This window comes from Vibrio sp. QJM3NY_39, from assembly GCF_057785895.1.
In genome coordinates, this window is record NZ_CM173505.1 from 136285 (window position 1) to 161101 (window position 24817).

1 protein-coding gene, 9 tRNA genes and 12 rRNA genes are annotated in these 24817 nt (G+C 48.5%); 21 read left to right on the forward strand and 1 reads right to left on the reverse strand.

Annotated features, from left to right (window positions below; translation table 11 throughout):
• The first annotated feature begins 369 nt into the window (after positions 1-369).
• The 21 genes from AC3CHU_RS00630 to AC3CHU_RS00730 all read left to right on the forward strand — a co-directional run bounded on the left by AC3CHU_RS00630 (position 370) and on the right by AC3CHU_RS00730 (position 22815).
• Positions 370-1924 (forward strand): 16S ribosomal RNA (locus AC3CHU_RS00630).
• A 91-nt stretch (positions 1925-2015) separates the two neighbouring features.
• Positions 2016-2091: transfer RNA gene (locus tag AC3CHU_RS00635), tRNA-Glu, on the forward strand.
• Between the two features lie 305 nt (positions 2092-2396).
• Positions 2397-5290, forward strand: a 23S ribosomal RNA gene (locus tag AC3CHU_RS00640).
• 98 nt (positions 5291-5388) lie between these two features.
• Positions 5389-5504, forward strand: a 5S ribosomal RNA gene (gene rrf, locus AC3CHU_RS00645).
• 428 nt (positions 5505-5932) lie between these two features.
• Positions 5933-7487: ribosomal RNA gene (locus AC3CHU_RS00650) — 16S ribosomal RNA — on the forward strand.
• Positions 7488-7554: 67 nt separating this feature from the next.
• Positions 7555-7631, forward strand: a tRNA-Ile gene (locus tag AC3CHU_RS00655).
• Positions 7632-7652: 21 nt separating this feature from the next.
• A tRNA-Ala gene (locus AC3CHU_RS00660) sits at positions 7653-7728 on the forward strand.
• A 336-nt stretch (positions 7729-8064) separates the two neighbouring features.
• Positions 8065-10958: ribosomal RNA gene (locus AC3CHU_RS00665) — 23S ribosomal RNA — on the forward strand.
• Between the two features lie 98 nt (positions 10959-11056).
• A 5S ribosomal RNA gene (gene rrf, locus AC3CHU_RS00670) occupies positions 11057-11172 on the forward strand.
• A gap of 413 nt (positions 11173-11585) precedes the next feature.
• Positions 11586-13140 (forward strand): 16S ribosomal RNA (locus tag AC3CHU_RS00675).
• 91 nt (positions 13141-13231) lie between these two features.
• Positions 13232-13307 (forward strand) — tRNA-Glu (locus AC3CHU_RS00680).
• A 2-nt stretch (positions 13308-13309) separates the two neighbouring features.
• A tRNA-Lys gene (locus AC3CHU_RS00685) sits at positions 13310-13385 on the forward strand.
• 32 nt (positions 13386-13417) lie between these two features.
• Positions 13418-13493 (forward strand) — tRNA-Val (locus AC3CHU_RS00690).
• 403 nt (positions 13494-13896) lie between these two features.
• Positions 13897-16790: ribosomal RNA gene (locus tag AC3CHU_RS00695) — 23S ribosomal RNA — on the forward strand.
• A gap of 98 nt (positions 16791-16888) precedes the next feature.
• A 5S ribosomal RNA gene (gene rrf, locus AC3CHU_RS00700) occupies positions 16889-17004 on the forward strand.
• A 428-nt stretch (positions 17005-17432) separates the two neighbouring features.
• Positions 17433-18987 (forward strand): 16S ribosomal RNA (locus AC3CHU_RS00705).
• A 67-nt stretch (positions 18988-19054) separates the two neighbouring features.
• Positions 19055-19131, forward strand: a tRNA-Ile gene (locus AC3CHU_RS00710).
• A 21-nt stretch (positions 19132-19152) separates the two neighbouring features.
• Positions 19153-19228 (forward strand) — tRNA-Ala (locus AC3CHU_RS00715).
• A gap of 336 nt (positions 19229-19564) precedes the next feature.
• Positions 19565-22457, forward strand: a 23S ribosomal RNA gene (locus AC3CHU_RS00720).
• 98 nt (positions 22458-22555) lie between these two features.
• A 5S ribosomal RNA gene (gene rrf, locus AC3CHU_RS00725) occupies positions 22556-22671 on the forward strand.
• The 16S, 23S and 5S rRNA genes sit together here with 9 tRNA genes alongside, the layout of an rRNA operon.
• A gap of 67 nt (positions 22672-22738) precedes the next feature.
• A tRNA-Asp gene (locus tag AC3CHU_RS00730) sits at positions 22739-22815 on the forward strand.
• Between the two features lie 614 nt (positions 22816-23429).
• On the opposite strand, the gene pssA is transcribed toward AC3CHU_RS00730, so the two are convergent.
• A complete protein-coding gene (gene pssA / locus AC3CHU_RS00735; protein ID WP_237291009.1) occupies positions 23430-24770 on the reverse strand; it encodes a CDP-diacylglycerol--serine O-phosphatidyltransferase in 1341 nt (446 codons plus the stop codon).
• Positions 24771-24817: the final 47 nt, after the last annotated feature.

The following is a 24817-nucleotide window of genomic DNA, read 5'->3' on the forward strand; positions in this document are numbered from 1 at the left end:
AAAAAGGAGTTGAAAATAACCCTTGACTCTCTAAGTGGTGCAGGTATAGTACGCACCCCTAGCGACTGAGATGTAAATTACAAAACGCTAGCGCTCTTTAACAATTTAAACCTATCAATCTGTGTGGGCACTCGTTGATGAATATCAAAACGTTTTATCGTTAGATAAAACAGATTCTTCGGAATCAAAATTGATTTCAATGAACTGAGTGACCAATACAAAGTTAAGTTTACTTAATTTTGGCACAGTCAATTCATTACCATTCTGTTGGAATGGTAATAGCTTTAGAATTACATGTTCATCAATCTTTTTCGAAAGAGCGAATGAATATTAGTTTTGAAGTCAGTATTCGTTGAGTCACAAAATCTTAAATTGAAGAGTTTGATCATGGCTCAGATTGAACGCTGGCGGCAGGCCTAACACATGCAAGTCGAGCGGAAACGACACTAACAATCCTTCGGGTGCGTTAATGGGCGTCGAGCGGCGGACGGGTGAGTAATGCCTAGGAAATTGCCTTGATGTGGGGGATAACCATTGGAAACGATGGCTAATACCGCATAATGCCTACGGGCCAAAGAGGGGGACCTTCGGGCCTCTCGCGTCAAGATATGCCTAGGTGGGATTAGCTAGTTGGTGAGGTAATGGCTCACCAAGGCGACGATCCCTAGCTGGTCTGAGAGGATGATCAGCCACACTGGAACTGAGACACGGTCCAGACTCCTACGGGAGGCAGCAGTGGGGAATATTGCACAATGGGCGAAAGCCTGATGCAGCCATGCCGCGTGTATGAAGAAGGCCTTCGGGTTGTAAAGTACTTTCAGTTGTGAGGAAGGGTGTGTAGTTAATAGCTGCACATCTTGACGTTAGCAACAGAAGAAGCACCGGCTAACTCCGTGCCAGCAGCCGCGGTAATACGGAGGGTGCGAGCGTTAATCGGAATTACTGGGCGTAAAGCGCATGCAGGTGGTTCATTAAGTCAGATGTGAAAGCCCGGGGCTCAACCTCGGAACTGCATTTGAAACTGGTGAACTAGAGTGCTGTAGAGGGGGGTAGAATTTCAGGTGTAGCGGTGAAATGCGTAGAGATCTGAAGGAATACCAGTGGCGAAGGCGGCCCCCTGGACAGACACTGACACTCAGATGCGAAAGCGTGGGGAGCAAACAGGATTAGATACCCTGGTAGTCCACGCCGTAAACGATGTCTACTTGGAGGTTGTGGCCTTGAGCCGTGGCTTTCGGAGCTAACGCGTTAAGTAGACCGCCTGGGGAGTACGGTCGCAAGATTAAAACTCAAATGAATTGACGGGGGCCCGCACAAGCGGTGGAGCATGTGGTTTAATTCGATGCAACGCGAAGAACCTTACCTACTCTTGACATCCAGAGAAGCCAGCGGAGACGCAGGTGTGCCTTCGGGAACTCTGAGACAGGTGCTGCATGGCTGTCGTCAGCTCGTGTTGTGAAATGTTGGGTTAAGTCCCGCAACGAGCGCAACCCTTATCCTTGTTTGCCAGCGAGTAATGTCGGGAACTCCAGGGAGACTGCCGGTGATAAACCGGAGGAAGGTGGGGACGACGTCAAGTCATCATGGCCCTTACGAGTAGGGCTACACACGTGCTACAATGGCGCATACAGAGGGCAGCAAGCTAGCGATAGTGAGCGAATCCCAAAAAGTGCGTCGTAGTCCGGATTGGAGTCTGCAACTCGACTCCATGAAGTCGGAATCGCTAGTAATCGTGAATCAGAATGTCACGGTGAATACGTTCCCGGGCCTTGTACACACCGCCCGTCACACCATGGGAGTGGGCTGCAAAAGAAGTGGGTAGTTTAACCTTTCGAGGAGGACGCTCACCACTTTGTGGTTCATGACTGGGGTGAAGTCGTAACAAGGTAGCCCTAGGGGAACCTGGGGCTGGATCACCTCCTTATACGAAGATAGTCACGATGAGTGTCCACACAGATTGATTAGGTTTAGAAAAGTAAAGAGACGAAGAACTCCCAAGTTCTTCAATATCCAGTGTCCCGTTCGTCTAGAGGCCTAGGACACCGCCCTTTCACGGCGGTAACAGGGGTTCGACTCCCCTACGGGATACCATCTTTAAGTATTCTCTTCTATCAGAGTATTTAAAAATGGTTCATTAGTTTGAATCAAGCTCTTTAACAATTTGGAAAGCTGACTGATTTGATTACTTACGAGTAATTCAATCAAATTTAAAAGTTCTCAATGTTTATCTTTCATTAGATAAACACAACAAACACATTCAAGTGTCTTGTATTCGAATCAATGTTTACATTGATTCACAATTGAGTCCGGCAAACAGTCATCAAGAATTAACCCTTCTTGATGACAACCAAAAACCTTGGTTAGTTGCCATACGCTAAGACCCTTTCGGGTTGTATGGTTAAGTGACTAAGCGTACACGGTGGATGCCTTGGCAGTCAGAGGCGATGAAAGGCGTAATAACTTGCGATAAGCCCAGATTAGGTAGTAATAACCTTTTGAGTCTGGGATTCCTGAATGGGGAAACCCACTTGCATAAGCAAGTATCCTGTTGTGAATACATAGCAACAGGAGGCAAACCGGGGGAACTGAAACATCTAAGTACCCCGAGGAAGAGAAATCAACCGAGATTCCGAAAGTAGCGGCGAGCGAAATTGGATTAGCCCTTAAGCTTTTAATGATGCAGGTGAAGAGTCTGGAAAGTCTCGCAATAAAGGGTGATAGCCCCGTAACCGACACATCATAATCAGTGAAAACGAGTAGGGCGGGACACGTGATATCCTGTCTGAATATGGGGGGACCATCCTCCAAGGCTAAATACTACTGACTGACCGATAGTGAACCAGTACCGTGAGGGAAAGGCGAAAAGAACCCCTGTGAGGGGAGTGAAATAGAACCTGAAACCGTGTACGTACAAGCAGTAGGAGCACCTTCGTGGTGTGACTGCGTACCTTTTGTATAATGGGTCAGCGACTTAATTTTAGTAGCAAGGTTAACCGTTTAGGGGAGCCGTAGGGAAACCGAGTCTTAACTGGGCGTACAGTTGCTAGGATTAGACCCGAAACCAGGTGATCTAGCCATGGGCAGGTTGAAGGTTGAGTAACATCAACTGGAGGACCGAACCGACTAATGTTGAAAAATTAGCGGATGACTTGTGGCTAGGGGTGAAAGGCCAATCAAACCTGGAGATAGCTGGTTCTCCCCGAAAGCTATTTAGGTAGCGCCTCGGACGAATACTACTGGGGGTAGAGCACTGTTAAGGCTAGGGGGTCATCCCGACTTACCAACCCTTTGCAAACTCCGAATACCAGTAAGTACTATCCGGGAGACACACGGCGGGTGCTAACGTCCGTCGTGGAGAGGGAAACAACCCAGACCGCCAGCTAAGGTCCCAAAGTATAGCTAAGTGGGAAACGATGTGGGAAGGCTCAGACAGCCAGGATGTTGGCTTAGAAGCAGCCATCATTTAAAGAAAGCGTAATAGCTCACTGGTCGAGTCGGCCTGCGCGGAAGATGTAACGGGGCTAAGCTATACACCGAAGCTGCGGCTACGTACCTTAGGGTATGTGGGGTAGGGGAGCGTTCTGTAAGCCGTTGAAGGTGTGCTGTAAGGCATGCTGGAGGTATCAGAAGTGCGAATGCTGACATGAGTAACGATAAAGGGAGTGAAAAACTCCCTCGCCGGAAGACCAAGGGTTCCTGTCCAACGTTAATCGGGGCAGGGTAAGTCGACTCCTAAGGCGAGGCCGAAAGGCGTAGTCGATGGGAAACGGGTTAATATTCCCGTACTTCTTACAATTGCGATGGGGGGACGGAGAAGGCTAGGTGGGCCTGGCGACGGTTGTCCAGGTTCAAGTACGTAGGCGGAAAGTTTAGGTAAATCCGGACTTTCATTAACGCTGAGATACGATGTCGAGCTACTACGGTAGTGAAGTCATTGATGCCATGCTTCCAGGAAAAGCCTCTAAGCTTCAGATTGTAAGGAATCGTACCCCAAACCGACACAGGTGGTCGGGTAGAGAATACCAAGGCGCTTGAGAGAACTCGGGTGAAGGAACTAGGCAAAATGGTACCGTAACTTCGGGAGAAGGTACGCTCTTATCAGTGAAGTCCCTTGCGGATGGAGCAGACGAGAGTCGCAGATACCAGGTGGCTGCAACTGTTTATTAAAAACACAGCACTGTGCAAAATCGTAAGATGACGTATACGGTGTGACGCCTGCCCGGTGCCGGAAGGTTAATTGATGGGGTTAGACTTCGGTCGAAGCTCTTGATCGAAGCCCCGGTAAACGGCGGCCGTAACTATAACGGTCCTAAGGTAGCGAAATTCCTTGTCGGGTAAGTTCCGACCTGCACGAATGGCGTAATGATGGCCACGCTGTCTCCACCCGAGACTCAGTGAAATTGAAATCGCTGTGAAGATGCAGTGTACCCGCGGCTAGACGGAAAGACCCCGTGAACCTTTACTACAGCTTGGCACTGAACATTGAACCTACATGTGTAGGATAGGTGGGAGACTATGAAATTGCGTCGCTAGATGTGATGGAGTCGTCCTTGAAATACCACCCTTGTAGTTTTGATGTTCTAACGTTGGTCCCTGAATCGGGATTACGGACAGTGCCTGGTGGGTAGTTTGACTGGGGCGGTCTCCTCCCAAAGAGTAACGGAGGAGCACGAAGGTGGGCTAAACACGGTTGGACATCGTGTGGTTAGTGCAATGGCATAAGCCCGCTTGACTGCGAGAATGACAATTCGAGCAGGTGCGAAAGCAGGTCATAGTGATCCGGTGGTTCTGAATGGAAGGGCCATCGCTCAACGGATAAAAGGTACTCCGGGGATAACAGGCTGATACCGCCCAAGAGTTCATATCGACGGCGGTGTTTGGCACCTCGATGTCGGCTCATCACATCCTGGGGCTGAAGTCGGTCCCAAGGGTATGGCTGTTCGCCATTTAAAGTGGTACGCGAGCTGGGTTTAGAACGTCGTGAGACAGTTCGGTCCCTATCTGCCGTGGGCGTTGGAAAATTGAAAGGGGCTGCTCCTAGTACGAGAGGACCGGAGTGGACGAACCTCTGGTGTTCGGGTTGTCATGCCAATGGCATTGCCCGGTAGCTAAGTTCGGAATCGATAACCGCTGAAAGCATCTAAGCGGGAAGCGAGCCTTGAGATGAGTTTTCCCTGGCACTATAAGTGTCCTAAAGGGTTGTCGTAGACTACGACGTTGATAGGCAGGGTGTGTAAGTGCTGCGAGGCATTGAGCTAACCTGTACTAATTGCCCGTGAGGCTTAACCATACAACACCCAAGGGGTTTTGTGGACTCAGAAGTACCAGACCTTGAATGCGTTTGAAGAGAAATAACTTTTAGATAAGCTTTCCGAATTTTAAAATTTGCTTGGCGACCATAGCATTGTGGACCCACCTGATTCCATGCCGAACTCAGAAGTGAAACACAATAGCGCCGATGGTAGTGTGGGGTTTCCCCATGTGAGAGTAGGACATCGCCAGGCTTTAATTTCGACTTTGTCTATTTAATAGACAAGTCACCATAGGGTTCTAAGTTTTCTTAGAGTTTTATGTTGACTTTCAAAGTGGAAAGCGTATTATACGCGTCCTGCTTACGTGCTAAGGCACTGAAAGCGTTCTCTTTTTAGAGAACACGCTCTTTAACAATTTAAACCTATCAATCTGTGTGGGCACTCGTTGATGAATATCAAAACGTTATTACTTAGGTAGTAACAGTTACTTCGGTAACAAACTTGATTTCAATGAACTGAGTGACCAATACAAAGTTAAGTTTATTTAATTTTGGCACAGTCAATTCATTACCATTCTGTTGGAATGGTAATAGCTTTAAAATTACATGTTTATCAATCTTTTTCGAAAGAGCGAATAAATATTAGTTTTGAAGTCAGTATTCGTTGAGTCACAAAATCTTAAATTGAAGAGTTTGATCATGGCTCAGATTGAACGCTGGCGGCAGGCCTAACACATGCAAGTCGAGCGGAAACGACACTAACAATCCTTCGGGTGCGTTAATGGGCGTCGAGCGGCGGACGGGTGAGTAATGCCTAGGAAATTGCCTTGATGTGGGGGATAACCATTGGAAACGATGGCTAATACCGCATAATGCCTACGGGCCAAAGAGGGGGATCTTCGGACCTCTCGCGTCAAGATATGCCTAGGTGGGATTAGCTAGTTGGTGAGGTAATGGCTCACCAAGGCGACGATCCCTAGCTGGTCTGAGAGGATGATCAGCCACACTGGAACTGAGACACGGTCCAGACTCCTACGGGAGGCAGCAGTGGGGAATATTGCACAATGGGCGAAAGCCTGATGCAGCCATGCCGCGTGTATGAAGAAGGCCTTCGGGTTGTAAAGTACTTTCAGTTGTGAGGAAGGGTGTGTAGTTAATAGCTGCGCATCTTGACGTTAGCAACAGAAGAAGCACCGGCTAACTCCGTGCCAGCAGCCGCGGTAATACGGAGGGTGCGAGCGTTAATCGGAATTACTGGGCGTAAAGCGCATGCAGGTGGTTCATTAAGTCAGATGTGAAAGCCCGGGGCTCAACCTCGGAACTGCATTTGAAACTGGTGAACTAGAGTGCTGTAGAGGGGGGTAGAATTTCAGGTGTAGCGGTGAAATGCGTAGAGATCTGAAGGAATACCAGTGGCGAAGGCGGCCCCCTGGACAGACACTGACACTCAGATGCGAAAGCGTGGGGAGCAAACAGGATTAGATACCCTGGTAGTCCACGCCGTAAACGATGTCTACTTGGAGGTTGTGGCCTTGAGCCGTGGCTTTCGGAGCTAACGCGTTAAGTAGACCGCCTGGGGAGTACGGTCGCAAGATTAAAACTCAAATGAATTGACGGGGGCCCGCACAAGCGGTGGAGCATGTGGTTTAATTCGATGCAACGCGAAGAACCTTACCTACTCTTGACATCCAGAGAAGCCAGCGGAGACGCAGGTGTGCCTTCGGGAACTCTGAGACAGGTGCTGCATGGCTGTCGTCAGCTCGTGTTGTGAAATGTTGGGTTAAGTCCCGCAACGAGCGCAACCCTTATCCTTGTTTGCCAGCGAGTAATGTCGGGAACTCCAGGGAGACTGCCGGTGATAAACCGGAGGAAGGTGGGGACGACGTCAAGTCATCATGGCCCTTACGAGTAGGGCTACACACGTGCTACAATGGCGCATACAGAGGGCAGCAAGCTAGCGATAGTGAGCGAATCCCAAAAAGTGCGTCGTAGTCCGGATTGGAGTCTGCAACTCGACTCCATGAAGTCGGAATCGCTAGTAATCGTGAATCAGAATGTCACGGTGAATACGTTCCCGGGCCTTGTACACACCGCCCGTCACACCATGGGAGTGGGCTGCAAAAGAAGTGGGTAGTTTAACCTTTCGGGGAGGACGCTCACCACTTTGTGGTTCATGACTGGGGTGAAGTCGTAACAAGGTAGCCCTAGGGGAACCTGGGGCTGGATCACCTCCTTATACGAAGATACTTACGATGAGTGTCCACACAGATTGATTAGGTTTAGAAAGTAAAAGAGACGATATTGGGTCTGTAGCTCAGCTGGTTAGAGCGCTCGCCTGATAAGCGGGAGGTCGGTGGTTCGAGTCCACTCAGACCCACCAATATCGATGAGAAACAAAGATGGGGCTATAGCTCAGCTGGGAGAGCGCCTGCCTTGCACGCAGGAGGTCTGCGGTTCGATCCCGCATAGCTCCACCATCTTTAAGTGTTTTTATTTGAAAATATTTAGAAATGGTTCATTAGTTTGAATCAAGCTCTTTAACAATTTGGAAAGCTGACTGATTGATTACTTACGAGTAATTCAATCAAATTTAAAAGTTCTCAATGTTTATCTTTCATTAGATAAACACAACAAACACATTCAAGTGTCTTGTATTCGAATCAAACTTTAGTTTGATTCACAATTGAGTCCGGCAAACAGTCATCAAGAATTAACCCTTCTTGATGGCAACCAAAAACCTTGGTTAGTTGCCATACGCTTATTTGTCTTCACTTTTTAAAGTGAAAGCAAATAGAAACCCTTTCGGGTTGTATGGTTAAGTGACTAAGCGTACACGGTGGATGCCTTGGCAGTCAGAGGCGATGAAAGGCGTAATAACTTGCGATAAGCCCAGATTAGGTAGTAATAACCTTTTGAGTCTGGGATTCCTGAATGGGGAAACCCACTTACATAAGTAAGTATCCTGTTGTGAATACATAGCAACAGGAGGCAAACCGGGGGAACTGAAACATCTAAGTACCCCGAGGAAGAGAAATCAACCGAGATTCCGAAAGTAGCGGCGAGCGAAATTGGATTAGCCCTTAAGCTTTTAATGAGACAGACGAAGGCTCTGGAAAGTGCCGCAGTAAAGGGTGATAGCCCCGTAATCGACATCTCATAATCAGTGAAAACGAGTAGGGCGGGACACGTGATATCCTGTCTGAATATGGGGGGACCATCCTCCAAGGCTAAATACTACTGACTGACCGATAGTGAACCAGTACCGTGAGGGAAAGGCGAAAAGAACCCCTGTGAGGGGAGTGAAATAGAACCTGAAACCGTGTACGTACAAGCAGTAGGAGCACCTTCGTGGTGTGACTGCGTACCTTTTGTATAATGGGTCAGCGACTTAATTTTAGTAGCAAGGTTAACCGTTTAGGGGAGCCGTAGGGAAACCGAGTCTTAACTGGGCGTACAGTTGCTAGGATTAGACCCGAAACCAGGTGATCTAGCCATGGGCAGGTTGAAGGTTGAGTAACATCAACTGGAGGACCGAACCGACTAATGTTGAAAAATTAGCGGATGACTTGTGGCTAGGGGTGAAAGGCCAATCAAACCTGGAGATAGCTGGTTCTCCCCGAAAGCTATTTAGGTAGCGCCTCGGACGAATACTACTGGGGGTAGAGCACTGTTAAGGCTAGGGGGTCATCCCGACTTACCAACCCTTTGCAAACTCCGAATACCAGTAAGTACTATCCGGGAGACACACGGCGGGTGCTAACGTCCGTCGTGGAGAGGGAAACAACCCAGACCGCCAGCTAAGGTCCCAAAGTATAGCTAAGTGGGAAACGATGTGGGAAGGCTCAGACAGCCAGGATGTTGGCTTAGAAGCAGCCATCATTTAAAGAAAGCGTAATAGCTCACTGGTCGAGTCGGCCTGCGCGGAAGATGTAACGGGGCTAAGCTATACACCGAAGCTGCGGCTACGTACCTTAGGGTATGTGGGGTAGGGGAGCGTTCTGTAAGCCGTTGAAGGTGTGCTGTAAGGCATGCTGGAGGTATCAGAAGTGCGAATGCTGACATGAGTAACGATAAAGGGAGTGAAAAACTCCCTCGCCGGAAGACCAAGGGTTCCTGTCCAACGTTAATCGGGGCAGGGTAAGTCGACTCCTAAGGCGAGGCCGAAAGGCGTAGTCGATGGGAAACGGGTTAATATTCCCGTACTTCTTACAATTGCGATGGGGGGACGGAGAAGGCTAGGTGGGCCTGGCGACGGTTGTCCAGGTTCAAGTACGTAGGCGGAAAGTTTAGGTAAATCCGGACTTTCATTAACGCTGAGATACGATGTCGAGCTACTACGGTAGTGAAGTCATTGATGCCATGCTTCCAGGAAAAGCCTCTAAGCTTCAGATTGTAAGGAATCGTACCCCAAACCGACACAGGTGGTCGGGTAGAGAATACCAAGGCGCTTGAGAGAACTCGGGTGAAGGAACTAGGCAAAATGGTACCGTAACTTCGGGAGAAGGTACGCTCTTATCAGTGAAGTCCCTTGCGGATGGAGCAGACGAGAGTCGCAGATACCAGGTGGCTGCAACTGTTTATTAAAAACACAGCACTGTGCAAAATCGTAAGATGACGTATACGGTGTGACGCCTGCCCGGTGCCGGAAGGTTAATTGATGGGGTTAGACTTCGGTCGAAGCTCTTGATCGAAGCCCCGGTAAACGGCGGCCGTAACTATAACGGTCCTAAGGTAGCGAAATTCCTTGTCGGGTAAGTTCCGACCTGCACGAATGGCGTAATGATGGCCACGCTGTCTCCACCCGAGACTCAGTGAAATTGAAATCGCTGTGAAGATGCAGTGTACCCGCGGCTAGACGGAAAGACCCCGTGAACCTTTACTACAGCTTGGCACTGAACATTGAACCTACATGTGTAGGATAGGTGGGAGACTATGAAATTGCGTCGCTAGATGTGATGGAGTCGTCCTTGAAATACCACCCTTGTAGTTTTGATGTTCTAACGTTGGTCCCTGAATCGGGATTACGGACAGTGCCTGGTGGGTAGTTTGACTGGGGCGGTCTCCTCCCAAAGAGTAACGGAGGAGCACGAAGGTGGGCTAAACACGGTTGGACATCGTGTGGTTAGTGCAATGGCATAAGCCCGCTTGACTGCGAGAATGACAATTCGAGCAGGTGCGAAAGCAGGTCATAGTGATCCGGTGGTTCTGAATGGAAGGGCCATCGCTCAACGGATAAAAGGTACTCCGGGGATAACAGGCTGATACCGCCCAAGAGTTCATATCGACGGCGGTGTTTGGCACCTCGATGTCGGCTCATCACATCCTGGGGCTGAAGTCGGTCCCAAGGGTATGGCTGTTCGCCATTTAAAGTGGTACGCGAGCTGGGTTTAGAACGTCGTGAGACAGTTCGGTCCCTATCTGCCGTGGGCGTTGGAAAATTGAAAGGGGCTGCTCCTAGTACGAGAGGACCGGAGTGGACGAACCTCTGGTGTTCGGGTTGTCATGCCAATGGCATTGCCCGGTAGCTAAGTTCGGAATCGATAACCGCTGAAAGCATCTAAGCGGGAAGCGAGCCTTGAGATGAGTTTTCCCTGGCACTATAAGTGTCCTAAAGGGTTGTCGTAGACTACGACGTTGATAGGCAGGGTGTGTAAGTGCTGCGAGGCATTGAGCTAACCTGTACTAATTGCCCGTGAGGCTTAACCATACAACACCCAAGGGGTTTTGTGGACTCAGAAGTACCAGACCTTGAATGCGTTTGAAGAGAAATAACTTTTAGATAAGCTTTCCGAATTTTAAAATTTGCTTGGCGACCATAGCATTGTGGACCCACCTGATTCCATGCCGAACTCAGAAGTGAAACACAATAGCGCCGATGGTAGTGTGGGGTTTCCCCATGTGAGAGTAGGACATCGCCAGGCTTTAATTTCGACTTTGTCTATTTAATAGACAAGTCACCATAGGGTTCTAAGTTTTCTTAGAGTTTTATGTTGACTTTCAAAGTGGAAAGCGTATTATACGCGTCCTGCTTACGTGCTAAGGCACTGAAAGCGTTCTCTTTTTAGAGAACACGCTCTTTAACAATTTAAACCTATCAATCTGTGTGGGCACTCGTTGATGAATATCAAAACGTTATTACTTAGGTAGTAACAGTTACTTCGGTAACAAACTTGATTTCAATGAACTGAGTGACCAATACAAAGTTAAGTTTATTTAATTTTGGCACAGTCAATTCATTACCATTCTGTTGGAATGGTAATAGCTTTAGAATTACATGTTCATGTTTACATGAATATTAGTTTTGAAGTCAGTATTCGTTGAGTCACAAAATCTTAAATTGAAGAGTTTGATCATGGCTCAGATTGAACGCTGGCGGCAGGCCTAACACATGCAAGTCGAGCGGAAACGACACTAACAATCCTTCGGGTGCGTTAATGGGCGTCGAGCGGCGGACGGGTGAGTAATGCCTAGGAAATTGCCTTGATGTGGGGGATAACCATTGGAAACGATGGCTAATACCGCATAATGCCTACGGGCCAAAGAGGGGGACCTTCGGGCCTCTCGCGTCAAGATATGCCTAGGTGGGATTAGCTAGTTGGTGAGGTAATGGCTCACCAAGGCGACGATCCCTAGCTGGTCTGAGAGGATGATCAGCCACACTGGAACTGAGACACGGTCCAGACTCCTACGGGAGGCAGCAGTGGGGAATATTGCACAATGGGCGAAAGCCTGATGCAGCCATGCCGCGTGTATGAAGAAGGCCTTCGGGTTGTAAAGTACTTTCAGTTGTGAGGAAGGGTGTGTAGTTAATAGCTGCGCATCTTGACGTTAGCAACAGAAGAAGCACCGGCTAACTCCGTGCCAGCAGCCGCGGTAATACGGAGGGTGCGAGCGTTAATCGGAATTACTGGGCGTAAAGCGCATGCAGGTGGTTCATTAAGTCAGATGTGAAAGCCCGGGGCTCAACCTCGGAACTGCATTTGAAACTGGTGAACTAGAGTGCTGTAGAGGGGGGTAGAATTTCAGGTGTAGCGGTGAAATGCGTAGAGATCTGAAGGAATACCAGTGGCGAAGGCGGCCCCCTGGACAGACACTGACACTCAGATGCGAAAGCGTGGGGAGCAAACAGGATTAGATACCCTGGTAGTCCACGCCGTAAACGATGTCTACTTGGAGGTTGTGGCCTTGAGCCGTGGCTTTCGGAGCTAACGCGTTAAGTAGACCGCCTGGGGAGTACGGTCGCAAGATTAAAACTCAAATGAATTGACGGGGGCCCGCACAAGCGGTGGAGCATGTGGTTTAATTCGATGCAACGCGAAGAACCTTACCTACTCTTGACATCCAGAGAAGCCAGCGGAGACGCAGGTGTGCCTTCGGGAACTCTGAGACAGGTGCTGCATGGCTGTCGTCAGCTCGTGTTGTGAAATGTTGGGTTAAGTCCCGCAACGAGCGCAACCCTTATCCTTGTTTGCCAGCGAGTAATGTCGGGAACTCCAGGGAGACTGCCGGTGATAAACCGGAGGAAGGTGGGGACGACGTCAAGTCATCATGGCCCTTACGAGTAGGGCTACACACGTGCTACAATGGCGCATACAGAGGGCAGCAAGCTAGCGATAGTGAGCGAATCCCAAAAAGTGCGTCGTAGTCCGGATTGGAGTCTGCAACTCGACTCCATGAAGTCGGAATCGCTAGTAATCGTGAATCAGAATGTCACGGTGAATACGTTCCCGGGCCTTGTACACACCGCCCGTCACACCATGGGAGTGGGCTGCAAAAGAAGTGGGTAGTTTAACCTTTCGAGGAGGACGCTCACCACTTTGTGGTTCATGACTGGGGTGAAGTCGTAACAAGGTAGCCCTAGGGGAACCTGGGGCTGGATCACCTCCTTATACGAAGATAGTCACGATGAGTGTCCACACAGATTGATTAGGTTTAGAAAAGTAAAGAGACGAAGAACTCCCAAGTTCTTCAATATCCAGTGTCCCGTTCGTCTAGAGGCCTAGGACACCGCCCTTTCACGGCGGTAACAGGGGTTCGACTCCCCTACGGGATACCATTGGGTCGTTAGCTCAGTTGGTAGAGCAGTTGACTTTTAATCAATTGGTCGCAGGTTCGAATCCTGCACGACCCACCATTCTTTCTCCGCGAAGGAATTAAAACTATCGTGGGCGATTAGCTCAGTTGGGAGAGCACCTGCCTTACAAGCAGGGGGTCACTGGTTCGAGCCCGGTATCGCCCACCATTCTCTAAAAATTCTTGGTTATATTCATATCCAAACCACTTCTTTTGTCGTTGGTTGGTATGTTTGACCCTGAGAGTCTTTAGAAAATGTGAATTTTAGAACACTGGTTCTTAAAGTCTCATGCTCTTTAACAATTTGGAAAGCTGACTGATTGATTACTTACGAGTAATTCAATCAAATTTAAAAGTTCTCAATGTTTATCTTTCATTAGATAAACACAACAAACACATTCAAGTGTCTTGTATTCGAATCAAACTTTAGTTTGATTCACAATTGAGTCCGGCAAACAGTCATCAAGAATTAACCCTTCTTGATGACAACCAAAAACCTTGGTTAGTTGCCATACGCTTATTTGCCTTCACTTTTTAAAGTGAAAGCAAATAGAAACCCTTTCGGGTTGTATGGTTAAGTGACTAAGCGTACACGGTGGATGCCTTGGCAGTCAGAGGCGATGAAAGGCGTAATAACTTGCGATAAGCCCAGATTAGGTAGTAATAACCTTTTGAGTCTGGGATTCCTGAATGGGGAAACCCACTTGCATAAGTAAGTATCCTGTTGTGAATACATAGCAACAGGAGGCAAACCGGGGGAACTGAAACATCTAAGTACCCCGAGGAAGAGAAATCAACCGAGATTCCGAAAGTAGCGGCGAGCGAAATTGGATTAGCCCTTAAGCTTTTAATGAGACAGACGAAGGCTCTGGAAAGTGCCGCAGTAAAGGGTGATAGCCCCGTAGTCGACATCTCATAATCAGTGAAAACGAGTAGGGCGGGACACGTGATATCCTGTCTGAATATGGGGGGACCATCCTCCAAGGCTAAATACTACTGACTGACCGATAGTGAACCAGTACCGTGAGGGAAAGGCGAAAAGAACCCCTGTGAGGGGAGTGAAATAGAACCTGAAACCGTGTACGTACAAGCAGTAGGAGCACCTTCGTGGTGTGACTGCGTACCTTTTGTATAATGGGTCAGCGACTTAATTTTAGTAGCAAGGTTAACCGTTTAGGGGAGCCGTAGGGAAACCGAGTCTTAACTGGGCGTACAGTTGCTAGGATTAGACCCGAAACCAGGTGATCTAGCCATGGGCAGGTTGAAGGTTGAGTAACATCAACTGGAGGACCGAACCGACTAATGTTGAAAAATTAGCGGATGACTTGTGGCTAGGGGTGAAAGGCCAATCAAACCTGGAGATAGCTGGTTCTCCCCGAAAGCTATTTAGGTAGCGCCTCGGACGAATACTACTGGGGGTAGAGCACTGTTAAGGCTAGGGGGTCATCCCGACTTACCAACCCTTTGCAAACTCCGAATACCAGTAAGTACTATCCGGGAGACACACGGCGGGTGCTAACGTCCGTCGTGGAGAGGGAAACAACCCAGACCGCCAGCTAAGGTCCCAAAGTATAGCTAAGTGGGAAACGATGTGGGAAGGCTCAGACAGCCAGGATGTTGGCTTAGAAGCAGCCATCATTTAAAGAAAGCGTAATAGCTCACTGGTCGAGTCGGCCTGCGCGGAAGATGTAACGGGGCTAAGCTATACACCGAAGCTGCGGCTACGTACCTTAGGGTATGTGGGGTAGGGGAGCGTTCTGTAAGCCGTTGAAGGTGTGCTGTAAGGCATGCTGGAGGTATCAGAAGTGCGAATGCTGACATGAGTAACGATAAAGGGAGTGAAAAACTCCCTCGCCGGAAGACCAAGGGTTCCTGTCCAACGTTAATCGGGGCAGGGTAAGTCGACTCCTAAGGCGAGGCCGAAAGGCGTAGTCGATGGGAAACGGGTTAATATTCCCGTACTTCTTACAATTGCGATGGGGGGACGGAGAAGGCTAGGTGGGCCTGGCGACGGTTGTCCAGGTTCAAGTACGTAGGCGGAAAGTTTAGGTAAATCCGGACTTTCATTAACGCTGAGATACGATGTCGAGCTACTACGGTAGTGAAGTCATTGATGCCATGCTTCCAGGAAAAGCCTCTAAGCTTCAGATTGTAAGGAATCGTACCCCAAACCGACACAGGTGGTCGGGTAGAGAATACCAAGGCGCTTGAGAGAACTCGGGTGAAGGAACTAGGCAAAATGGTACCGTAACTTCGGGAGAAGGTACGCTCTTATCAGTGAAGTCCCTTGCGGATGGAGCAGACGAGAGTCGCAGATACCAGGTGGCTGCAACTGTTTATTAAAAACACAGCACTGTGCAAAATCGTAAGATGACGTATACGGTGTGACGCCTGCCCGGTGCCGGAAGGTTAATTGATGGGGTTAGACTTCGGTCGAAGCTCTTGATCGAAGCCCCGGTAAACGGCGGCCGTAACTATAACGGTCCTAAGGTAGCGAAATTCCTTGTCGGGTAAGTTCCGACCTGCACGAATGGCGTAATGATGGCCACGCTGTCTCCACCCGAGACTCAGTGAAATTGAAATCGCTGTGAAGATGCAGTGTACCCGCGGCTAGACGGAAAGACCCCGTGAACCTTTACTACAGCTTGGCACTGAACATTGAACCTACATGTGTAGGATAGGTGGGAGACTATGAAATTGCGTCGCTAGATGTGATGGAGTCGTCCTTGAAATACCACCCTTGTAGTTTTGATGTTCTAACGTTGGTCCCTGAATCGGGATTACGGACAGTGCCTGGTGGGTAGTTTGACTGGGGCGGTCTCCTCCCAAAGAGTAACGGAGGAGCACGAAGGTGGGCTAAACACGGTTGGACATCGTGTGGTTAGTGCAATGGCATAAGCCCGCTTGACTGCGAGAATGACAATTCGAGCAGGTGCGAAAGCAGGTCATAGTGATCCGGTGGTTCTGAATGGAAGGGCCATCGCTCAACGGATAAAAGGTACTCCGGGGATAACAGGCTGATACCGCCCAAGAGTTCATATCGACGGCGGTGTTTGGCACCTCGATGTCGGCTCATCACATCCTGGGGCTGAAGTCGGTCCCAAGGGTATGGCTGTTCGCCATTTAAAGTGGTACGCGAGCTGGGTTTAGAACGTCGTGAGACAGTTCGGTCCCTATCTGCCGTGGGCGTTGGAAAATTGAAAGGGGCTGCTCCTAGTACGAGAGGACCGGAGTGGACGAACCTCTGGTGTTCGGGTTGTCATGCCAATGGCATTGCCCGGTAGCTAAGTTCGGAATCGATAACCGCTGAAAGCATCTAAGCGGGAAGCGAGCCTTGAGATGAGTTTTCCCTGGCACTATAAGTGTCCTAAAGGGTTGTCGTAGACTACGACGTTGATAGGCAGGGTGTGTAAGTGCTGCGAGGCATTGAGCTAACCTGTACTAATTGCCCGTGAGGCTTAACCATACAACACCCAAGGGGTTTTGTGGACTCAGAAGTACCAGACCTTGAATGCGTTTGAAGAGAAATAACTTTTAGATAAGCTTTCCGAATTTTAAAATTTGCTTGGCGACCATAGCATTGTGGACCCACCTGATTCCATGCCGAACTCAGAAGTGAAACACAATAGCGCCGATGGTAGTGTGGGGTTTCCCCATGTGAGAGTAGGACATCGCCAGGCTTTAATTTCGACTTTGTCTATTTAATAGACAAGTCACCATAGGGTTCTAAGTTTTCTTAGAGTTTTATGTTGACTTTCAAAGTGGAAAGCGTATTATACGCGTCCTGCTTACGTGCTAAGGCACTGAAAGCGTTCTCTTTTTAGAGAACACGCTCTTTAACAATTTAAACCTATCAATCTGTGTGGGCACTCGTTGATGAATATCAAAACGTTATTACTTAGGTAGTAACAGTTACTTCGGTAACAAACTTGATTTCAATGAACTGAGTGACCAATACAAAGTTAAGTTTATTTAATTTTGGCACAGTCAATTCATTACCATTCTGTTGGAATGGTAATAGCTTTAAAATTACATGTTTATCAATCTTTTTCGAAAGAGCGAATAAATATTAGTTTTGAAGTCAGTATTCGTTGAGTCACAAAATCTTAAATTGAAGAGTTTGATCATGGCTCAGATTGAACGCTGGCGGCAGGCCTAACACATGCAAGTCGAGCGGAAACGACACTAACAATCCTTCGGGTGCGTTAATGGGCGTCGAGCGGCGGACGGGTGAGTAATGCCTAGGAAATTGCCTTGATGTGGGGGATAACCATTGGAAACGATGGCTAATACCGCATAATGCCTACGGGCCAAAGAGGGGGATCTTCGGACCTCTCGCGTCAAGATATGCCTAGGTGGGATTAGCTAGTTGGTGAGGTAATGGCTCACCAAGGCGACGATCCCTAGCTGGTCTGAGAGGATGATCAGCCACACTGGAACTGAGACACGGTCCAGACTCCTACGGGAGGCAGCAGTGGGGAATATTGCACAATGGGCGAAAGCCTGATGCAGCCATGCCGCGTGTATGAAGAAGGCCTTCGGGTTGTAAAGTACTTTCAGTTGTGAGGAAGGGTGTGTAGTTAATAGCTGCGCATCTTGACGTTAGCAACAGAAGAAGCACCGGCTAACTCCGTGCCAGCAGCCGCGGTAATACGGAGGGTGCGAGCGTTAATCGGAATTACTGGGCGTAAAGCGCATGCAGGTGGTTCATTAAGTCAGATGTGAAAGCCCGGGGCTCAACCTCGGAACTGCATTTGAAACTGGTGAACTAGAGTGCTGTAGAGGGGGGTAGAATTTCAGGTGTAGCGGTGAAATGCGTAGAGATCTGAAGGAATACCAGTGGCGAAGGCGGCCCCCTGGACAGACACTGACACTCAGATGCGAAAGCGTGGGGAGCAAACAGGATTAGATACCCTGGTAGTCCACGCCGTAAACGATGTCTACTTGGAGGTTGTGGCCTTGAGCCGTGGCTTTCGGAGCTAACGCGTTAAGTAGACCGCCTGGGGAGTACGGTCGCAAGATTAAAACTCAAATGAATTGACGGGGGCCCGCACAAGCGGTGGAGCATGTGGTTTAATTCGATGCAACGCGAAGAACCTTACCTACTCTTGACATCCAGAGAAGCCAGCGGAGACGCAGGTGTGCCTTCGGGAACTCTGAGACAGGTGCTGCATGGCTGTCGTCAGCTCGTGTTGTGAAATGTTGGGTTAAGTCCCGCAACGAGCGCAACCCTTATCCTTGTTTGCCAGCGAGTAATGTCGGGAACTCCAGGGAGACTGCCGGTGATAAACCGGAGGAAGGTGGGGACGACGTCAAGTCATCATGGCCCTTACGAGTAGGGCTACACACGTGCTACAATGGCGCATACAGAGGGCAGCAAGCTAGCGATAGTGAGCGAATCCCAAAAAGTGCGTCGTAGTCCGGATTGGAGTCTGCAACTCGACTCCATGAAGTCGGAATCGCTAGTAATCGTGAATCAGAATGTCACGGTGAATACGTTCCCGGGCCTTGTACACACCGCCCGTCACACCATGGGAGTGGGCTGCAAAAGAAGTGGGTAGTTTAACCTTTCGGGGAGGACGCTCACCACTTTGTGGTTCATGACTGGGGTGAAGTCGTAACAAGGTAGCCCTAGGGGAACCTGGGGCTGGATCACCTCCTTATACGAAGATACTTACGATGAGTGTCCACACAGATTGATTAGGTTTAGAAAGTAAAAGAGACGATATTGGGTCTGTAGCTCAGCTGGTTAGAGCGCTCGCCTGATAAGCGGGAGGTCGGTGGTTCGAGTCCACTCAGACCCACCAATATCGATGAGAAACAAAGATGGGGCTATAGCTCAGCTGGGAGAGCGCCTGCCTTGCACGCAGGAGGTCTGCGGTTCGATCCCGCATAGCTCCACCATCTTTAAGTGTTTTTATTTGAAAATATTTAGAAATGGTTCATTAGTTTGAATCAAGCTCTTTAACAATTTGGAAAGCTGACTGATTGATTACTTACGAGTAATTCAATCAAATTTAAAAGTTCTCAATGTTTATCTTTCATTAGATAAACACAACAAACACATTCAAGTGTCTTGTATTCGAATCAAACTTTAGTTTGATTCACAATTGAGTCCGGCAAACAGTCATCAAGAATTAACCCTTCTTGATGGCAACCAAAAACCTTGGTTAGTTGCCATACGCTTATTTGTCTTCACTTTTTAAAGTGAAAGCAAATAGAAACCCTTTCGGGTTGTATGGTTAAGTGACTAAGCGTACACGGTGGATGCCTTGGCAGTCAGAGGCGATGAAAGGCGTAATAACTTGCGATAAGCCCAGATTAGGTAGTAATAACCTTTTGAGTCTGGGATTCCTGAATGGGGAAACCCACTTACATAAGTAAGTATCCTGTTGTGAATACATAGCAACAGGAGGCAAACCGGGGGAACTGAAACATCTAAGTACCCCGAGGAAGAGAAATCAACCGAGATTCCGAAAGTAGCGGCGAGCGAAATTGGATTAGCCCTTAAGCTTTTAATGAGACAGACGAAGGCTCTGGAAAGTGCCGCAGTAAAGGGTGATAGCCCCGTAGTCGACATCTCATAATCAGTGAAAACGAGTAGGGCGGGACACGTGATATCCTGTCTGAATATGGGGGGACCATCCTCCAAGGCTAAATACTACTGACTGACCGATAGTGAACCAGTACCGTGAGGGAAAGGCGAAAAGAACCCCTGTGAGGGGAGTGAAATAGAACCTGAAACCGTGTACGTACAAGCAGTAGGAGCACCTTCGTGGTGTGACTGCGTACCTTTTGTATAATGGGTCAGCGACTTAATTTTAGTAGCAAGGTTAACCGTTTAGGGGAGCCGTAGGGAAACCGAGTCTTAACTGGGCGTACAGTTGCTAGGATTAGACCCGAAACCAGGTGATCTAGCCATGGGCAGGTTGAAGGTTGAGTAACATCAACTGGAGGACCGAACCGACTAATGTTGAAAAATTAGCGGATGACTTGTGGCTAGGGGTGAAAGGCCAATCAAACCTGGAGATAGCTGGTTCTCCCCGAAAGCTATTTAGGTAGCGCCTCGGACGAATACTACTGGGGGTAGAGCACTGTTAAGGCTAGGGGGTCATCCCGACTTACCAACCCTTTGCAAACTCCGAATACCAGTAAGTACTATCCGGGAGACACACGGCGGGTGCTAACGTCCGTCGTGGAGAGGGAAACAACCCAGACCGCCAGCTAAGGTCCCAAAGTATAGCTAAGTGGGAAACGATGTGGGAAGGCTCAGACAGCCAGGATGTTGGCTTAGAAGCAGCCATCATTTAAAGAAAGCGTAATAGCTCACTGGTCGAGTCGGCCTGCGCGGAAGATGTAACGGGGCTAAGCTATACACCGAAGCTGCGGCTACATACCTTAGGGTATGTGGGGTAGGGGAGCGTTCTGTAAGCCGTTGAAGGTGGTCTGTAAGGGCTGCTGGAGGTATCAGAAGTGCGAATGCTGACATGAGTAACGATAAAGGGAGTGAAAAACTCCCTCGCCGGAAGACCAAGGGTTCCTGTCCAACGTTAATCGGGGCAGGGTAAGTCGACTCCTAAGGCGAGGCCGAAAGGCGTAGTCGATGGGAAACGGGTTAATATTCCCGTACTTCTTACAATTGCGATGGGGGGACGGAGAAGGCTAGGTGGGCCTGGCGACGGTTGTCCAGGTTCAAGTACGTAGGCGGAAAGTTTAGGTAAATCCGGACTTTCTTAACGCTGAGATACGATGTCGAGCTACTACGGTAGTGAAGTCATTGATGCCATGCTTCCAGGAAAAGCCTCTAAGCTTCAGATTGTAAGGAATCGTACCCCAAACCGACACAGGTGGTCGGGTAGAGAATACCAAGGCGCTTGAGAGAACTCGGGTGAAGGAACTAGGCAAAATGGTACCGTAACTTCGGGAGAAGGTACGCTCTTATCAGTGAAGTCCCTTGCGGATGGAGCAGACGAGAGTCGCAGATACCAGGTGGCTGCAACTGTTTATTAAAAACACAGCACTGTGCAAAATCGTAAGATGACGTATACGGTGTGACGCCTGCCCGGTGCCGGAAGGTTAATTGATGGGGTTAGACTTCGGTCGAAGCTCTTGATCGAAGCCCCGGTAAACGGCGGCCGTAACTATAACGGTCCTAAGGTAGCGAAATTCCTTGTCGGGTAAGTTCCGACCTGCACGAATGGCGTAATGATGGCCACGCTGTCTCCACCCGAGACTCAGTGAAATTGAAATCGCTGTGAAGATGCAGTGTACCCGCGGCTAGACGGAAAGACCCCGTGAACCTTTACTACAGCTTGGCACTGAACATTGAACCTACATGTGTAGGATAGGTGGGAGACTATGAAACCGCGTCGCTAGATGTGGTGGAGTCGTCCTTGAAATACCACCCTTGTAGTTTTGATGTTCTAACGTTGGTCCCTGAATCGGGATTACGGACAGTGCCTGGTGGGTAGTTTGACTGGGGCGGTCTCCTCCCAAAGAGTAACGGAGGAGCACGAAGGTGGGCTAAACACGGTTGGACATCGTGTGGTTAGTGCAATGGCATAAGCCCGCTTGACTGCGAGAATGACAATTCGAGCAGGTGCGAAAGCAGGTCATAGTGATCCGGTGGTTCTGAATGGAAGGGCCATCGCTCAACGGATAAAAGGTACTCCGGGGATAACAGGCTGATACCGCCCAAGAGTTCATATCGACGGCGGTGTTTGGCACCTCGATGTCGGCTCATCACATCCTGGGGCTGAAGTCGGTCCCAAGGGTATGGCTGTTCGCCATTTAAAGTGGTACGCGAGCTGGGTTTAGAACGTCGTGAGACAGTTCGGTCCCTATCTGCCGTGGGCGTTGGAAAATTGAAAGGGGCTGCTCCTAGTACGAGAGGACCGGAGTGGACGAACCTCTGGTGTTCGGGTTGTCATGCCAATGGCATTGCCCGGTAGCTAAGTTCGGAATCGATAACCGCTGAAAGCATCTAAGCGGGAAGCGAGCCTTGAGATGAGTTTTCCCTGGCACTATAAGTGTCCTAAAGGGTTGTCGTAGACTACGACGTTGATAGGCAGGGTGTGTAAGTGCTGCGAGGCATTGAGCTAACCTGTACTAATTGCCCGTGAGGCTTAACCATACAACACCCAAGGGGTTTTGTGGACTCAGAAGTACCAGACCTTGAATGCGTTTGAAGAGAAATAACTTTTAGATAAGCTTTCCGAATTTTAAAATTTGCTTGGCGACCATAGCATTGTGGACCCACCTGATTCCATGCCGAACTCAGAAGTGAAACACAATAGCGCCGATGGTAGTGTGGGGTTTCCCCATGTGAGAGTAGGACATCGCCAGGCTTTAAATTAAATCTTTAGGTTGACCGACCTGGAGATATGGACGCTCACTTAGTGAGTTGACCACTGCGGAGTGGTAGTTCAGTTGGTTAGAATACCGGCCTGTCACGCCGGGGGTCGCGGGTTCGAGTCCCGTCCACTCCGCCACTTATTAAAAAAGCCCTGCTAGAAATAGCAGGGCTTTTTTACATCTCAAGAAAAGTGTTTTGCCCTTCGGTCGAATGAGTCCCACAAAGGGATTGCCTGAAGTCCGCAACCCCGTCCATTCCGCTACTTATCAGAAAGCCTAGTCTGACGACTAGGCTTTCGTCGTTTCTGGCGTATGTGTTTTGGAGTTTGGCTGCAGATCATTATCACTACCTATGAGGTATCTCTCTCGGCGTCGGGAGGTGCAGTTTGGTTCTTAAATCTGACGAATCGAAATAGTTCTTTCTAACTATTTTTTAGCTAAGCCAAGTAGAACTGAGCATCAAATTAGACTAATCTGAGCACAAGTGAGCTATCACGCTAGTTCCTCGTTGTAAGGAGTGGCGATTAGGATATAGAAAGTAATTGTCGATTGAGTTGGTATCTTACTTGGTTGTTATTTGTGTCTGATAGCCTTAATTATTAGGCTGACTAGAAAGGTAGATACTTGGAGATTTAGGCGTTGGCATTAGTCTTGAGTAAATAGAGAAATTACAACAAACAAACTTATCTCGCAGATACAAAAACGCCTAGCGTTTGCTAGGCGTTGATAAATAATGTTTCTAATACATCGACTACAATATTTGTTTAAGGACTCTATCGGCTTTGACACGAGTGATCTTACGAATCAACTTCTGAACCTCCATCGGATAGCTCTCAATCTTGTCCAATTGCTTATAAGTGCAGATTAGCTGTGTGTGTTGAACAATATTATCAACCTCAGCTTGGAATTTATCCGTTAGATGATGATAGTTATCTTGGATGAATATGCCATTTTCTAAGTCCAACTTCCATGCGCGTGGGTTTAGGTTATTACCTGTGAGTAGCATGTAGCGTTTATCAACCCAAATGCCCTTCAAATGGAAGCTGTTGGAATCGTGTTGCCAAAGTCGGATAGACAGGTTACGACTTGCTATATTCGCTTCATTTGCCTTCGCAAATCGACGCAGGTTCAATTCGTATAAGTAAGGCAAGCCACCAATCGTTTTAAACTCTTCCTCTGGTGAGATAAAGAAGTCATTGGCTGTCTTATCGCCGACAACAATCGTTACCTTTACGCCACGCTTAAGTGCTCTCTTCACTTCTTTCGCTAGGCTAGGCGGAAAATTGAAATATGGCGTACAAATGAAAATTTCATCTTTAGCTTGAGCAACCAGTTGGTTAATTCCCTGATTTAGGCGGTTACGTCTCTTACCTATACCAACTAAAGGAGTTACGGCCACTTGTTCTGCGGAGACATCTTGAGAGTCGAACTTGTATTGAGAGCGTGCTAACGATGCTCTGAATTGACGGATTGCTGGCTTTAACTCTTTAGTTAGCGGTTTGTTCTTATCAGCAAGATCATAAACAGCGATGTCTGAGATCATTTGTTCTTGGACATAGGAGAACATTGAGTCAGCAAGTGTTGCGTTGTTTAAAACATGGTAGCGATCGAAACGGTAACGATCATGATAACTTAAATAGATATTGTTAAGGCTTGCACCGCTGTATATCACGCTGTCATCGACGATAAAGCCTTTTAAGTGCAATACGCCAAAGACTTCTTTGCCGCGAACTGGAATGCCATAAACAGGTACAGAGTGCTGATATTTTTCCGCAAACTCTTTATACATGGCTGCATTGCCTTCAGAAGACTCCGCGCCAATCAATCCACGTTGAGCTCTGTGCCAATCGACACACACACTCACATCTAATTCTGGATTCTTTTGCTTTGCTTCATATAAGGCAGTTAGGATCTCACGGCCAGCCTCATCATCTTCAAGATACAAAGCGACTAAACTAATACGAGTTGTTGCGCGAGATATCTCATCAAGTAAGCGAGCTCTAAACTCTTGCGCTGATAGTAGTACTTCAAACTTGTCAGGATTCTGCGCTATGGTTGGCAACTGTATGAATGGATTCCTACTGGCAATCATATTGACTGTTTTACCTTAAAAATATGCAAAATTGCGAACCTTTAATT